Below are 14,226 nucleotides of genomic sequence, written 5' to 3'. Positions count from 1 at the left end.
GGGCCCCGCACGCCGTGTTTTTCCCGGGGCGGGCGTTATCGGTTCAACGTGCCCGTGCGGCGCAGATTCACGGTTACCTCCACTTCCACCGGCATCTCGGCATAGATCCGGTCCCAATCCGCTTTGGTGCGGACGTTGTGCTGCCAATAGTCGTACATCTGGGCCCGAACCAACTCGCCAAAGCCGAAGATGTCACACCGGTCCCGCTGGGTCCGGCCAATCAGATCCTGGATCTCCCGAGTCAGATCCCGGGCGGCCGAAGCTTCCACAGCCCGCATCTGAGCAACGGAACTGAGATTGATTTGTCTCCCGGTTTTCTCCAATGCCATCGCTTCCACATGACTGCGCACCCGAATGCCGGGCCGGTTTTGCGCCCAAAAAACCTCGAGATGGGATTTCCTCAAAGTGGACCGAATCATGACAAACTGACCCGTGCCGGGCACCTGGACATAGGCGCTGTACCCCGCGGGGTTGAGACCCTTCACCGTCATAAACACCCCGACCTCCCAGGGGTTCAGGGTACCGATCATCTGGTTTCCACGAAAATACGCCAAGCCTCGGATGAAAATATTTTGCTGCTGGCGCAGCTCCAGGTAGGGCAGGCTCGGCTCCTGCCCTGTGGTGGAAAGCGCCCGCCAAAAAATGTTGGCATGGCCGAGAGGCAATCGCCCCAGCTGTTGGGCTTTGGCGAGGGCGCTCCAAAGATAGAGGGCCGGAACCCGTTCCAGGGGCGGCGTCGCCTGCATCAGTGCCCCGGCTTCCCCTCTCGACACCGTGAGCCACAAGGTCCTCCGGATCTCCGCGTTTCGCCGCAACCAATCGCTGATCGGCGAGGGCCCTCGCCGGGCCACAGCCTCGGACATGATGAGGATGCGCAGGTGCCCCCAGAAAAGGGGTTCGGCCACCTGATTCTGCAAGTTGGACACCGCATCTTCCATGGTGTATCCAGAGGCAGAAAGCACCCACACCGGGCGCTGCCCGGCGGCTCCGCCTCCTCCGCCCCCACCTCCGCTCCCCCCGCCGCCGCCATCGCCCGGCCCCAAAGGTATCCGCCCGGGCACGGCGATCTGGGCGGTCAGGCGCACCGGAGCCGCCCCTCCACCCCGGGGTGGCCGGCTCAACTTGCGGGTCGTTCCGGCCTGCCGCAGATCTGCGGGGGTGGCTTCATCCACCGCGATCCCGAGAATCATGGCCCTCTGTTCAAGTTCCAGCCGGTCCCAGCACCCGGTGAGGAGAGGCAGCATGAGCGCACAGAGGCCGACGACCCCCATCACCCGTGTCCCTGTCCGGAAACATCTCCCCGGGGCGTGCAGCCCGCGCCCCGGCTCAGCCAGGCCTCCGGAGGGCGGCCTCAGATCCCGATTACGACCCGCCCGGAGGCGCCACCGTCGACCCTTCATCCGCCGCTCGCCCCCTTTTGCCGCGCAACCAGGCCAGAATCAACACGATGGTGGGATACCCCACCGATGCTGCGTCGATAAAATACCCCACTCGGCCGATCCATCGATAGAGCTGGTGCACATCCTGGGGCAAAAGAGCCAAGCCGACAATCAACGGAAGCACAGCCAAGGCAAAAGGCCGGTGGTCTTTGAGCCGCACGATTTCCCCCAAAACGTAGACGGTCAGGTAATAGCTCGAAAATAACGTCGTGTACACGGCCACCACCCACACGATGGTCAACAGAACATCGATGCGCTCCAAGATCTCGCCGGGCAAAGTCATGGATCGGATCACTTCGAGAGTCGGCCAGAAAAACTGTTTCGCCTCCTCGGTTCCCAGCACTGTCAACGCCGCCACCACCGCCATGACCATCAGCAGGCCGACGATGCCCATTCCGAGGGTCACGGCGATCCAGGCGGCCCGGGGCCGATACATGCTGGGAATGAGCACAGTGATGATAAAGGCACCCTGAAACAACGAAGCGGTGAGTAAAGCCCCTTTGGCGATCCCCCACCATTCACCGTTGTACAGGGGCATCACCTGAAAAGGGTCTCCATAGCGCAGGGCGATGGTAAGCATGATGAAAGCGGGAATCAGAATAAAAGGCAGATAAAACGAATGGATATAGGCAAAAGTGGCGATGTCGTGCCGATTGGACACAGCCGCCATCAGCAAGGTCAAAGTAAGGATTACCTCCAAGGGGGTTCGGCGGAGCAACGTGGTGGTCACGATCTCCCCAAACTCCCGGGCCGCCAGGGCCGTGAGCCCGAGAAACAAAGCCGCGATCCCCAGCCCCGCCATGCGGCCGATCCACGGTCCGAAAACTTCCTCACTGTACTGCACCATCGACAAGGTCGAAAACCGCAAGCTCACCACGGTGTTGAGCGCCAAAGCGATCAGGACGAACACCACGCCCAAAACTGTGGCCAAGGGGGCGGAGGAGCCGGCCAAGGAAGAAGCAAAAAATGGCAAGGACAGGACGCCGACCCCGATGGCGGTGCTAATGACCACCGCCGTCGCTTGGGTTGTGGTGATCTGCTTTTGACCCGGCATCGGCCCCTCCCTCTTTCTTCATGTATTTGGACGGCTGCAGCGGGCTGCCGGTCGGCCTCATCATCGCTTGGATCGTTTTCTTCCCAATCCGGGTCGGGTTACGGGTGAACAGATGGGCGGGCCGCTTGGTCAATGTCCACAAGGGACTGCGCAGGAGGGTGTCTTTGATCCCTTGCCAGTCGGTGGGGACCAAGGGGCTAAAATACGGAACCCCGAAGGAACGAAGGGACAGGAGATGATTGCTGATGGCAATCAGCCCGATCATCACGCCATACAGCCCGAACATGCCCGCCAGGATGGTGAGGGGGAAGCGCAGCATCCTCAGAGCCACCGCCGCGCTGTAGGCGGGGGTGGCAAAGGATCCAATGGTGGTCAGCGCCACCACGACAACGGTGATCGGGCTGGCAAATCCCGCCGATACGGCGGCCTGGCCAATCACCAGGGCCCCGACGATGGACAGGGCGCCCCCCACCTGCTCGGGCATGCGGATTGTCGCCTCCCGGAGGACCTCGATGGCAATCTCCATGATGAGCACTTCGATGACGGCGGGGAAGGGCACCCCCGCCCGACCCCCGGCCACCGCCACCGCAAACCGGGTCGGGATCAGTTCGGGGTTGTAGGAAATTAACGATACGTACAGGGACGGGAAAATCAGCGAGAAAATGAGCGCCACAAAACGGATGGTGCGCACCATGCTCGCCATGAGAAACCGCTCGGAATAATCGTCGATGGTCTGGAGAAACTGGGCGAACACAGCCGGGACGATCAGGGCAAAGGGCGTCCCGTCCGTCAGGATCACCACCCGGCCCTCCAGCAGGGAGGCCACCGCCTTGTCGGGACGCTCGGTATTCTGCACTTGGGGGAAGGGGGATGTGTGGTGATCCTCGATCAGCTGTTCAATGTAACCCGCCGCCTCCACGGCATCTATGGTGATTTTCGACATGCGTTCCCAGACCTCTTTGACCAGCTCGGGGTTCACAACCCCTTCGATATAGCACACCGCCGTCTTAATCTTCGACTCCCGTCCCAACTGGATCATTTTGACGCGAAAATCCGGCGTTTGCAGGCGGTACCTCAAGAGTGAGATGTTCGTGCTGATCAGCTCGATAAACCCGTCCCGGGCCCCGCGGATCACCTGTTCCGTTTCAGGCTGGTCCACCGACCGCTTTTCGATGGTCCGGGTGTCGATGAGGATCGCCTCGTCCATTCCTTCCACGACGATGGCCGTCTCTCCCCGAAGCACCGCTTCCTGCACCTTTTGAGGATCGGGCTCCAATTGGGTCTCGCAATGATAAATGGTCTCGTCCAGCAGGATCTTTTTCAGTTCCGGGGAGGAGAGTTCCCGATGCCGTGGATGGGCGGGCCCGGCCATGAGGGGCCGGAGGATGTCCTCGTTCACCACGGTCAACTCCACCATGGCGGAGAAAAAGAAAAGGGCAGCCGGAAACCGTCCGAACACCGAAAACCCCCGCACGACAAAATCGTCGCTTTGTCCGAGGGTATCCCGCATCCACTGGACTGCGCCGCTCACATCCCTGAGAAGAGAACCGGCGCTTTTAGGAGCCGCCGACTGCGAGGAGCGGTCTTCCGATCTGTCCCCGCCCGCAGAAGACCCGGTGTCCGGGCTTTCGCTCCCTTGCCCCCGGGCGGAGGCCTGGGGGCCGGGACTCCGGGCGGCCCGTCCTCGACCGAGCAAGGGCAGGGGGTGGCGGAAGGAGCCATCCTTTCGGCGGCTTTTCACCGGTCCCCACCCCTTTTTCGATCCTTCCTGATCTGAAGTATTGGACACGGTTTCCACCCCCCACAGGCCCGGTCAACCTGGCGGTTCCACATGAGCCCGTCATCCCCCGGCGCGCCTGGGAATTAGTGTGTACCATGGAAAAGGATCCATGCAATCAGAGATAAAACCTGTTTAGAATGAGAAATCCTTTTCGTGTATTGTTATGGAATTGTTACCAACCTGTCAGGTTCCTGTTAGTCCCGGTGGGTAGAATGGGCAGAGACATCGAGGAGGTTGAGCCATGAGCGGTTTTCTGCTGGACCTATTTCGTCACCCCCATCCCATTGTTGTCCACTTTCCCATCGCGTTGATCGTCGTCGCAGCCGCTTATGACCTGATCACCGTCGTCCGCCATCGGGAGATCCCCCCGGGCCGCGGCCTCCTGCTGTGGCTCGTCGCCGCAGCTGGGGCGGCGCTGGCCGTGGCCACGGGACCGGAGCACGACGCCCGGGGGATCTCCGCCTCGTTTGAACCCCATGAGCGATTGGCCGACGTAACCCTGATACTCGCGCTGATCGTCGCAGCGTGGCGGCTTTGGGCGGCTTGGCGCCGTCAGCTTGTTAAGGGACCGGTGAGAAAGGCTGCCTACACAGTCCTTTCCGTGGCCGCCGCCGTCGCCGTGCTGGTCACCGGCTATTACGGGGGCCACATGGTGTATGAAGAGGCCATAGGCGTCTCCATGAACGGCAATCTGATTCATCCGCCGATACCGGGAAGTCACGGCGAGCACGACTGATGCCGGGAGCGTGCGCCCTCCGGCATTTTTTGTCCCCCATCCATTGCATCCGCACCACGGGGCATGTTTATAATAAGGCAACGTAATCAGGCAAGCGGCGAGAAACGAGGGGGATTCATGTCCAACATCATTTGGTTCCTGATTTTTATCTCCTTCCTGTGGCCGATGGTCCACCAGCGCACCGTGGAGTTCCAGCGGATCCGAGCCATCCGCCGATGGGAAACAAGGCGGGGAACCCGGATGATCACCTTGATCAACCGCCAGGAAACCCTCAGTTTCCTCGGCGTGCCCCTGCGCAACTACATCAACATCGAAGACTCCGAGCAGGTGCTTCGGGCGATCCGCCTGACTCCCGACGACATGCCCATCGACTTGGTATTGCATACCCCCGGCGGCCTGGTGCTGGCGGCGGAACAGATCGCTGCGGCCCTGAAAGCGCATCCGGCGGACGTCACGGTGTATGTACCCCACTATGCCATGTCCGGGGGTACCCTCATCGCCCTGGCCGCCGACCGGATCGTCATGGATGAGAACGCTGTGCTGGGCCCGGTGGATCCCCAGCTGGGACAATGGCCCGCGGCATCAATCCTCCGCCTGACCCGCACCAAAGAAGCGAAAGACATCGATGACGAGACCTGGATTATGGCGGACATGGCGGAAAAGGCGATTCACCAGGTGCGGGAATTCGTGGCGAGTCTGTTAAGAGAACACTTCCCCGACAACCAAGCCCGGGATCTGGCCGAGATCCTCTCCGAAGGAACCTGGACCCACGATTACCCTCTCATGTACCGGCAGCTGCGCGATTTCGGCCTTCCGGTGAGCACCGACATGCCCGAAGAGATCTATGCCCTCATGGACCTCTATCCTCAGCCGCCTCAGCGCCGGCCCACGGTGGGCTATGTTCCGCTCCCCTACCACCGACCGCGCCCCCCGGCGCAAAACCGTTAGATCTTATAACCTTGGCGGAAAAAATAGTACGAATGTCCCAATGCCAGCTAGCGCATTCTTCCCAAGAAATCGCCTCCTCAACATGTCATAATACGTTCACGGGCACAGGGATTTTTTTCACAGTGATGTCGGAATTTCACTATATTCTACCGGTGATGGGGGGCGTCCCGCATGAGTTCACGCGTCACCCTGTTCTCTGTCGCAGCCGCAGCGGCTTTTTTGTTGTCCGCTTGTTCAACGCCTACCACCGGACCGGCCCCGGTACAAGGTCCTCCCTCTTCCGGGGGCTCGACGGCGGTAACATTCAACCCTCCAAGCATCGACAGCGTGCCGAACGACGAGAACGGAAAAGCGATTAAGTTGGGCTATGATCTCATGAACGACACCAAGAAACTGTTGCCGAACAACGTCGGGAACCAGCTGTCCTGTTCGAGTTGCCACGCCCAGGCGGGAACGGTCGAGAAGGAGTTGAGCCTCGTCGGTGTAGCCTCCGTCTATCCGCAGTACCGGGACCGGGAAGCGGCAATCTCGACCTTGGAGGACCGGGTGAACCAATGCCTGCAGCGCAGCATGAACGGCAAGCCGATTCCGTACGACAGTACAGAAATGCGGGCATTCTCCATGTACATGTCTTACATCTCCAAGGGAATTCCTGAAGGGACCAATCCACCCTGGAGGGGGCAAAATGTAAAAATCGACGTCTCCAATCCCAATCTTCAAGAAGGGCAGAAACTGTATCAACAATCCTGTGCCCCCTGCCATGGGGCAAACGGTGAAGGTACCCCGGCGGGACCCGCGGTTTGGGGCCCGAACTCTTTCAACGACGGGGCTGGAATGGCCAATCTCTCCAAGATGGCCGCTTTTGTAAAAGTGAACATGCCCAAAGCGCCGATGGGCGGGGTGAACCCCGGCGGTCTGACCGATGCCCAGGCCCGGGATGTCTCGGCCTGGATCTTGTCCCACGACCGGCCTCATTTTCCTGGAAAATCGAAGGACTTCCCGAAAGGGAGGCCGCAGAATTAGGACAAACCCGAGACTGCCCCCCTTCCCGGCGGGCAGTCTCCCCCTGTGCCCGCCACCTCGGAAAAATCCGGCATACCTTCTTCGCCGCAGATAGTTCATTCTAACCCCGCATTCCTGGCGGCCGATTTCTTCGGTCGATCACCCCTCCCGAACCGCCGAACCTCCATCTCCCAGATCCATGGCCACCGCCCGCACCGGCGATCCATCGGCCCCCTCGATCCGGAGGGGAAACACCACAATGACAGGATCGGCGAAATCCACCGCGTTCAGATTGCACAAATTTTCGATAATAATCCCTCCTGCCGCGGTGATCGCCCGGTGCACGGGATAGTCCGTTTCCCCGGTGGGATCGATGTTCATGGCATCGATACCGAAGACCCGAACACCCCGCTCAAGGAGTGCCTCGATCACCCGCACCTCGACATAGGGATGGCGAACGTAGTCGGCCTCCCCGGCCTTGCGCCACCATCCCGTCGCAAAAAGGACCAGTTGTCCGGGTTTGGCCCGCTCCACCCACGGAGCCACCTCCTCGAGGCAGATGCATTCCCTCGGTCCCTTTCCCGGGACGGGAATGATCAGCCCCGTGCCGACGAACCACTCCAGGGGCAGGGAGTCAATCCGGGCGCCGCCCTCGGAAAAATGATACGGCGCATCCACATGGGTGCCGGTGTGGGTTCCCAAATGAAGATGGGAGACATTAAAGCCATCCTTGTCAAGGGTAGCCGCGGGTTGCAGATCCGGCTGGGGATCCCCGGGATAGACCGGCATGCCCCTTCGGATGGGCATGGAGAGATCCACGATCTTCCGAGGTCGAAACATCGGCATCACCTCACCGCCTCATGATAACATTCCGGCCGTCTCTCCCGCAGCATCGTATAAAAATGGCTTCTGTGCCGATCCACATCGGCGAGATCGATCCACGCCGCCGCCAAGCCGGGCTTTTCACCGAGCCCCGTCACCGATACCCCCGTGGGATCGTATACGGCACTGTCTCCACAGAAGTCCAGGGTCCGAGGTTGGCCCACCTGGTTACTGACGGCGAGAAAAAGCGTATTGTCCAGGGCCCGGGCGGCGGCAAAGCGCTGGAAAGGCCCGCCATAGGGTTTCTCCCAGGCACTTCCCGCCCAAATCATCTCGGCCCCGGCCAGGGCGAGGGTGCGGGCCAGTTCCGGAAAGGCCAGATCCCAACAGATCATCAGGCCCACCCGGCCCATGGGCGTATCGAATACCACCGACCCGTCGCCGGGCGTGAACACCTCGCCCTCCGCTCCGGCCAGGTGAATTTTGCGATAGTTCCCCAAGGAAGATCCCTCCGGGCCCACGCACTGCAAAGCATTGTACATCCGCCCGTCCTCACTTCGCTCCGCATATCCGTAGACCACATAGGCGGACGCCCGGCGAGCCATGGACGCCACGCGACGGAACGAGGGACCGTCCCTCGGCTCAGCGAGCTCCCCCATCTCTTGCGGCGTGGCTTCATAGCCCGGGACGCACAACTCCGGAAACACATAAACCCGCGGCGAATCCGGGGAGGAAACCACCGGCTCCTCCCCATTGGCCCGTCCCTCTCTCTTCACCCGGAACTCGGCAACTAAGTCCTTGGCCACGGCCCGCTCCATCTTTGCCAAATTCTCTTCCACCGCCCCGACGTCGTAGCGATCCTGCACCACTGCGATGCGAACCTTCATCCTCAGGCCTCCTCACCCAGGCCATACTCCGCCCGGGACTCCCCCTCGGCCGACGCCCCTACCTTCATAAGCACCCAGTAAACCCCCGAGGTGAGCAGAAACGTCAGTACCGTCGCCCCGGTGGACAGGGTGTGGACGTAGGAAAAATAATACGCGAACGCCGCCCCGATGATGTAGGCGAGATAGGCCCGCACATTCACCCCATTTCGGTACCAGTAGAGTTTCTTGTGGCCCGTCACAATCTCTAGGGCGTCGTAGTTCTTGCGGCGCAAGATATAATAATCCGTCAACAGGATCGCCCCCACCGGAATGAACAACGTCCCCACCATGAGCAAAAAATTTTGGAAATGTTCGAGGAGCCAATTCTGCAACATGGCCCCGGCGGTGGCAATTATCCCCATCACCGCAGTGGGAATCCAATATCGATGACCGGGAAAAATGGCCAAATACGACATGGTTGCGCTGTATAGGGCCATGACGTTGGTCGAGACGACGGACAGGAAAATGACCACCGCCGCCACAAAGCCAAGGGCAGGATTCGCTTGTCCAATTAGTTCAGTCGGATCATAGGTCTGGGTCATGTTCCCCAGAATCGAGAATCCGGACACCGTGGCCCCCAAACCCATGGCCACCAGAGTCGCCACGTTGTAGCCGAAATACGTCCCGACGATGGCCGTTCTTTCCGCCCGACAATTTCGATTATAATCGGAGGCCGAGGACAACCAGGAGAAGGCTGTGGCGACGACGATGTCAAAGGCGACCATCACTGTGAGCTGAGGATGCTCGCTCGCCGCCATAGAAATCAGATTCCCGATGTTAAATTTCATGAACATATAGCCGAACACCACCACGGACAACACGAGCATCGCCGTGGCGATGAGGTTCTCTGTCCGCTCGATCCCGCGGTGGCCGTAGATGGTGATGACCACGACAATGATCTCCGTCAGGATCGTAAACAGGGCCACATTGCTATAACCCGTCAGGTACTCCACCGCGTGATCGAGGCTCAACCCCGCCATATAAGCCTGGATCCAACTCCATCCGATAAGAACAATCGTATTGACCGCCGACGGGAGGGCCGCACCCCGGTGGCCAAAGGCCCCCCGGGTGAGGATCATCGTCGGCAGTCCGGTGCGCATCCCGATGTTGCCCGTCAGCGCCAGGGCCACACCCCCCACCAACGAGCCGAGAAGAATAATCGCGATCGCCTGCAGGTACGGCAAATCCGGCACCAACAGCATCCCGGTGAACACCGTGGTAACGACAACATTGGCCCCTACCCAGAGCGAGAAGGTGGAAAAAAAGCCCATGGAGCGCCGGTCCCGGGGAACCGGGTGCACACTGTCCTGACCAAACGAAGACGTAAAATCAGCCATCCCGATGACCTCCTCTCTTTTGCAGGGCGAGAAGGGCAATAAATTCGTACACCACGTTCGCCGCGGCCGCGGCGGTGATCTGGCCACTGTCGTACGCGGGCAGGACCTCCACCAGGTCATACGCGACGATGTTCAGACCCGCGAGTCCCCGTACCAACTGTTGAGCCTGGGCAACCGTGACACCGGCTACCTCGGGAGTCCCCGTCCCGGGTGCGTACACGGGATCGAGAAAATCGATATCAAAGGAGAGAAACGTTGGCCCGCTCCCGACGCGCTCCCGGATCAACCGGATCATCTCGGGAATTCCCATGGCGAGCAAGTCGTCGGTGGTGTACACGGCAAACCCCAACTGCCGGGCATCGTCGAGATCCTTTGGCCCGTACAGCGGCCCGCGCATCCCCACCTGAATCACCCGCTCCGGAGCCAACAGCCCCTCCTCGGCAGCCCGGCGGAAAGGCGTCCCGTGATTGTATTTTTGGCCAAAATAGCTGTCCCAAGTGTCCGAATGGGAGTCGAAATGGATCAGACCCACGGGGCCGTACCGCTTCGCCACGGCGCGAAGCTCTCCCAGGGTGATACTGTGGTCCCCGCCCAGGACTATCGGCACAATGCTGCGATCGAGCAGTGGCGTCAAGCCTTCGACCATCCGGCGGTACGTTTCTTCGATATACCCTGGCACCACCGGAAGATCCCCGTAGTCGATCCCGGAGACATAATCAAAAACGTTAATGTCCTGCTGGGGATGATAGGGTCGGAGCAACACGGAAAAATCTCGGATGTGGGCCGGCCCGAACCGGGCGCCGGAGCGATAGGACTGGCCGGTGTCAAAGGGCACCCCCACCACGGCAAAATCGATCGGTTCTCCGGCGTCGAGATGTTCCACATAAGGCAGGCGCATAAAGGTGCGAACCCCACAAAATCGGGGCGACTCAAAAGAATCCTTCGGTTGATACGGCATTTCGATCCCTCCTGTGCGAAGGGATCATGCAGGATTCGTACCATGTTAGAATACATAACGTATCGAAGAGAGGTTTGAAGGGTCAGTGGGGACAGAAGTACAGGGAATTCAAGTGATTTTTGAGGCTGTCTGGTGCTGGCTCCATCCAGCAAACGAACAGCTTGGTCGTCAAACTTATACAGATCTGTATAAGTCCCTATACAAGTTCGTATAACAGCACCCCTTCTCAACAGCCAGTCCGCCTGGCCAGTTCCCGGCCTAGCCCGTGGAACCAAAATACCGCCGCAGCTTCCGGACCACCGTCGGTTGACTGACGCCGAGAAGGGAAGCCATCTCCGTGGTGCTCCGACATCGGCGCCGAGCCTCGTCAAGCAGATGCCGTTCATAAGCCGCCACCAGGTCAGGCAAAGGCAGGGCCCCCAAACCCGGGGACAGAGGATCCGACAGGTTGTCGTCCATCCTGTGCCCGTTTCCCGCAGCATCACCGAAAGGTAAATCGGTCGGCTGGATGACCTCGCCCTCTACGAGGAGGACCAGGCGTTCGATCAGGTTTTCCAACTCCCGCACATTGCCGGGCCACGGATAGTCGACCAACTGCCGAAGCGCCCTGGGATCGATCCTCTTCCGGGCGTGGTATTTCGCATTATACCGTTCGAGGAAGTATCCGGCCAGCCCCGGGATATCCTCCCGCCGCTCCCGCAAGGGCGGAATCGTCAAGGGAACCGTATTTAAACGATAAAACAAATCTTCCCGAAAAGCCCCTGCCCGCACTAACGCCTCGAGATCGCGATTGGTCGCGGCAATCAGGCGAAAATCCGAGTGGACCGGCGCCCGACCGCCTACGCGATAAAAGGTTTTTTCCTGGATCACTTTCAAGAGCTTGACCTGAAGGGGAAGGGGCAGATCACCCACCTCATCGAGGAACAACGTTCCCCCGTGGGCCAGTTCAATGAGCCCGATTTTTCCAGATTTCAGAGCGCCGGTAAAGGTCCCTTGTTCGTAGCCGAACAATTCGGATTCCGCCAGGGATTCCGGAAGAGCCCCACTGTTGATCTCGATAAACGGGCCCTCGGCCCGGGGGCTGTGCTGGTGCAGATAGCGAGCGAACACGCCCTTGCCCACCCCGGATTCCCCTCGAAGCAAGACGGTGACATCATGCTTGGCCAATTGGGCCATCTGGCGCACCAGACGCTTCATGGCCCCGCTCTCCACCACGAGTCCATCGACTTCGGTATCCAGACTTCGCCGGTGTTCCAGCTCTCGGGTGACCCGGCCCATCTGCTGTTGAAGTTCGGCGAGATGCTCTTTTAATTCGATCAATTCGGTGACGTCGCGGGAGTACGAAACCACCCGGACAATCCGCCCTTGGAAATCAAACACCGGGGTGGCGGTGACCAACTTTTTACTGCCATCGGCCGTGGTTTGGATCACCGTCTGCCGGGTCCCGGTGGCGAGAACCCGCAGAGTGATAGATGGGCGAAAAATGCCTTGACGTTCGAGTTCCGCAACAGATTGCCCCACCAGCTCTTCCGGGCTTCGGCCGTACACGCGCTGACAGGACCGACTAGCCCGCAGGACGACCCCACGGCCATCGGTGATAACGATGTCGTCGTACACGGAGTTCAAGATCATCTCCAGTTCCTCTTCCGGCCCGGGGTCCCACTCAGGTTCCTGCGGCTGCTCGGTCTGTCCGGAGAGCGCCGGCTGCACGTCTGGGTCCGCCGGGAAACTCTGACCTGAAAGACCCTGGCCGTGCTCGGAGGTATCCGTACCCCGGCCCTTCCGATCGTCTCCTGCCATTCTGGCATCCCTCCATTCGGAAAACGGCCACCGCCCAACCGCCCTGTCCGGTTCCCTGACGTATCGTGCGTCCATTATACCTTGACCGGTCAGCGATTCTCCATAGAGCCACATACCTCAAAAGCGAGAACGCTGTGGTCTCGAACAACTCTATTGATCTTCATATCTTCGACCACGTCAACAACTTGGTCCACCACAGAATCCCGACAATGGTCATCATCCCGCTGGCCAATTCCAACGATGTCCCTGTGGCCCGCCACCACCAGATTCCCACGGCCAGAAGGGCGACCGTATAAATACCTACAATCCGCCCATTTCTCCAATATTTTCTACGAATCTGTTCCGGGGATTGGATCGGAGCGGTTACATCGGTCCTCAACACCCACCGGGAATAGATCCAAGTCACGATAAGGAGGAAGAGGCTGGCGTACCAGGGCCACTGCACGATTCCCACCGGAAGGCGGTGGGTCGCGGCATAATAGACGGGAATGCCCGGAATTGCCGCGAGTGCGAGAATCAGGGCTGACACAGCGACACCCCTCTTCCAGGATCGCCCCTTTCCCGGCACCAGGATCTGGGGAGATAAAATTAAGCGAATCGCTGCCCCTATCGCGACAATCAAAACCACATCCGCCCAGGAAAACCAAACAGTTCCCCTGCGCTCCATGATGTGTTTGAACGGGATCACCACCGACGCCGCGACGAGAAGTACGTAGAGCCCATCTTTGATTTTGGCGGACACCGATCGTCGAGCTTGAACCGCTTTGGCCCATTCGTCGGCAAATTGGTTAACATCTTCGCCCACCACGTCCTCCACCAACTTTCCGTCCTCGGCGGCATCATACAGGTGCTCCTCCAATTCCGTCTTCATCACCTCGACCTGCGTGCGGGGAATTCGGCGCAGCAACCAAAAGACCTCACATTCCAGTACAACGCGGTCAATCCTTTTTCTCGTTTGTTCGTCCATTCTCGGCGGCCTCCTCATCCAGGACCTGGCGCACAGCCCGGGCGAATTCGCGCCACTCGCGGCTCCACTGCCCCAATTGCTCGCGTCCGCGGGGGAGAATGCGGTAGTATTTTCGATTCGGCCCTTGATCGGATCGGACAAAATACCCTTCCACCAGCCCACCCTTTTCCAGCCGGCTCAACAGCGGATAGATGCTCCCTTCACCGACGAGCTCAAGCCCTTTCTCGTGAAGTTTTTGTACCATCTCGTACCCGTAGCAGGGTTCCCGGTCGATGAAGGCCAACAGCAGCATGTCAAGCACGCCTTTCAACAGTTGGGTGCTTCTCTTCTCCACGACACCGCCTCTTCTCCCGGAGATCCTTCGATCGCTCAGGTATAATGTACAACAATGTACATTGTTATGCAAGGTACCATACGTAACAAGATTCCCGGCCGCACAAAAAAGGGGTCGCGCTGG

General features: G+C 59.7%; 13 protein-coding genes. 3 read left to right on the top strand and 10 right to left on the bottom strand.

Translation table 11 applies throughout. The features are described 5' to 3' along the window. Positions 1–35: 35 nt before the first annotated feature. The 3 genes from K6T64_RS05915 to K6T64_RS05905 are packed head-to-tail and all read right to left on the bottom strand — an operon-like array spanning position 36 to position 4,234. The gene (locus tag K6T64_RS05915) at positions 36–1,400 is read right to left on the bottom strand and encodes a Ger(x)C family spore germination protein (protein ID WP_100666630.1); all 1,365 of its coding nucleotides are present in this window, start codon (positions 1,398–1,400) and stop codon (positions 36–38) included. Then, a complete protein-coding gene (locus K6T64_RS05910; RefSeq protein WP_288009003.1) occupies positions 1,363–2,493 on the bottom strand; it encodes a GerAB/ArcD/ProY family transporter in 1,131 nt (376 codons plus the stop codon). Before K6T64_RS05910 ends, K6T64_RS05915 begins: the two co-directional genes overlap by 38 nt. Continuing rightward, a complete protein-coding gene (locus K6T64_RS05905; RefSeq protein ID WP_288009001.1) occupies positions 2,441–4,234 on the bottom strand; it encodes a spore germination protein in 1,794 nt (597 codons plus the stop codon). Before K6T64_RS05905 ends, K6T64_RS05910 begins: the two co-directional genes overlap by 53 nt. 280 nt (positions 4,235–4,514) lie before the next feature. On the opposite strand from K6T64_RS05905, the gene K6T64_RS05900 reads away from it, so the two are divergent. From K6T64_RS05900 to K6T64_RS05890, 3 genes are all read left to right on the top strand, one after another. Then, positions 4,515–5,009, top strand: coding sequence for a DUF2231 domain-containing protein (locus tag K6T64_RS05900; RefSeq protein WP_288009000.1), 495 nt, complete (start codon positions 4,515–4,517; stop codon positions 5,007–5,009). Positions 5,010–5,126: 117 nt separating this feature from the next. Then, the gene (locus K6T64_RS05895; protein WP_100666627.1) at positions 5,127–5,957 is read left to right on the top strand and encodes an SDH family Clp fold serine proteinase; all 831 of its coding nucleotides are present in this window, start codon (positions 5,127–5,129) and stop codon (positions 5,955–5,957) included. 171 nt (positions 5,958–6,128) lie between these two features. Continuing rightward, on the top strand, positions 6,129–6,980 hold the full coding sequence (locus K6T64_RS05890; protein WP_288008998.1) for a c-type cytochrome: 852 nt from the start codon (positions 6,129–6,131) through the stop codon (positions 6,978–6,980). Between the two features lie 138 nt (positions 6,981–7,118). Here K6T64_RS05890 and K6T64_RS05885 read toward each other — a convergent pair whose 3' ends face one another. The 7 genes from K6T64_RS05885 to K6T64_RS05855 form a co-directional block, all read right to left on the bottom strand. Next, complete coding sequence (locus K6T64_RS05885; RefSeq protein ID WP_288009048.1) at positions 7,119–7,799, bottom strand: cyclase family protein; 681 nt, start codon at positions 7,797–7,799, stop codon at positions 7,119–7,121. 5 nt (positions 7,800–7,804) lie between these two features. Beyond that, positions 7,805–8,668 (bottom strand): carbon-nitrogen hydrolase family protein, encoded by an 864-nt coding sequence (locus K6T64_RS05880; protein WP_288008997.1) that lies wholly within the window; start codon positions 8,666–8,668, stop codon positions 7,805–7,807. A 2-nt stretch (positions 8,669–8,670) separates the two neighbouring features. Further along, positions 8,671–10,044 (bottom strand): purine-cytosine permease family protein, encoded by a 1,374-nt coding sequence (locus tag K6T64_RS05875; RefSeq protein ID WP_288008996.1) that lies wholly within the window; start codon positions 10,042–10,044, stop codon positions 8,671–8,673. Then, entirely contained in the window at positions 10,037–11,002 is a 966-nt protein-coding gene (gene speB / locus K6T64_RS05870) for an agmatinase (protein ID WP_288008995.1), read from the bottom strand. The genes K6T64_RS05875 and speB overlap by 8 nt, the downstream gene beginning before the upstream one ends. 258 nt (positions 11,003–11,260) lie before the next feature. Then, complete coding sequence (locus tag K6T64_RS05865; RefSeq protein ID WP_288008994.1) at positions 11,261–12,802, bottom strand: sigma-54 interaction domain-containing protein; 1,542 nt, start codon at positions 12,800–12,802, stop codon at positions 11,261–11,263. Between the two features lie 160 nt (positions 12,803–12,962). Next, entirely contained in the window at positions 12,963–13,769 is an 807-nt protein-coding gene (locus K6T64_RS05860) for a hypothetical protein (protein ID WP_288008992.1), read from the bottom strand. Further along, the gene (locus tag K6T64_RS05855; protein ID WP_288008990.1) at positions 13,741–14,103 is read right to left on the bottom strand and encodes a PadR family transcriptional regulator; all 363 of its coding nucleotides are present in this window, start codon (positions 14,101–14,103) and stop codon (positions 13,741–13,743) included. The genes K6T64_RS05860 and K6T64_RS05855 overlap by 29 nt, the downstream gene beginning before the upstream one ends. Positions 14,104–14,226 lie beyond the last annotated feature (123 nt).

The sequence above is a fragment of the Kyrpidia sp. genome (genome assembly GCF_023512215.1).
Taxonomy (GTDB): domain Bacteria; phylum Bacillota; class Bacilli; order Kyrpidiales; family Kyrpidiaceae; genus Kyrpidia; species Kyrpidia spormannii.
Note: the sequence above shows the minus strand (reverse complement) of the source record. Positions and strands in the feature narration are given on the sequence as shown.

Bases quoted from the DNA above. Each gene is read 5' to 3' on its own strand.
- K6T64_RS05915 (WP_100666630.1), bottom strand. From the start codon at position 1,400: ATGAAGGGTCGACGGTGGCGCCTCCGGGCGGGTCGTAATCGGGATCTG.
- K6T64_RS05910 (WP_288009003.1), bottom strand. From the start codon at position 2,493: ATGCCGGGTCAAAAGCAGATCACCACAACCCAAGCGACGGCGGTGGTC.
- K6T64_RS05900 (WP_288009000.1), top strand. From the start codon at position 4,515: ATGAGCGGTTTTCTGCTGGACCTATTTCGTCACCCCCATCCCATTGTT.
- K6T64_RS05895 (WP_100666627.1), top strand. From the start codon at position 5,127: ATGTCCAACATCATTTGGTTCCTGATTTTTATCTCCTTCCTGTGGCCG.
- K6T64_RS05890 (WP_288008998.1), top strand. From the start codon at position 6,129: ATGAGTTCACGCGTCACCCTGTTCTCTGTCGCAGCCGCAGCGGCTTTT.
- K6T64_RS05885 (WP_288009048.1), bottom strand. From the start codon at position 7,799: ATGTTTCGACCTCGGAAGATCGTGGATCTCTCCATGCCCATCCGAAGG.
- K6T64_RS05880 (WP_288008997.1), bottom strand. From the start codon at position 8,668: ATGAAGGTTCGCATCGCAGTGGTGCAGGATCGCTACGACGTCGGGGCG.
- K6T64_RS05875 (WP_288008996.1), bottom strand. From the start codon at position 10,044: ATGGCTGATTTTACGTCTTCGTTTGGTCAGGACAGTGTGCACCCGGTT.
- speB (WP_288008995.1), bottom strand. From the start codon at position 11,002: ATGCCGTATCAACCGAAGGATTCTTTTGAGTCGCCCCGATTTTGTGGG.
- K6T64_RS05865 (WP_288008994.1), bottom strand. From the start codon at position 12,802: ATGGCAGGAGACGATCGGAAGGGCCGGGGTACGGATACCTCCGAGCAC.
- K6T64_RS05860 (WP_288008992.1), bottom strand. From the start codon at position 13,769: ATGGACGAACAAACGAGAAAAAGGATTGACCGCGTTGTACTGGAATGT.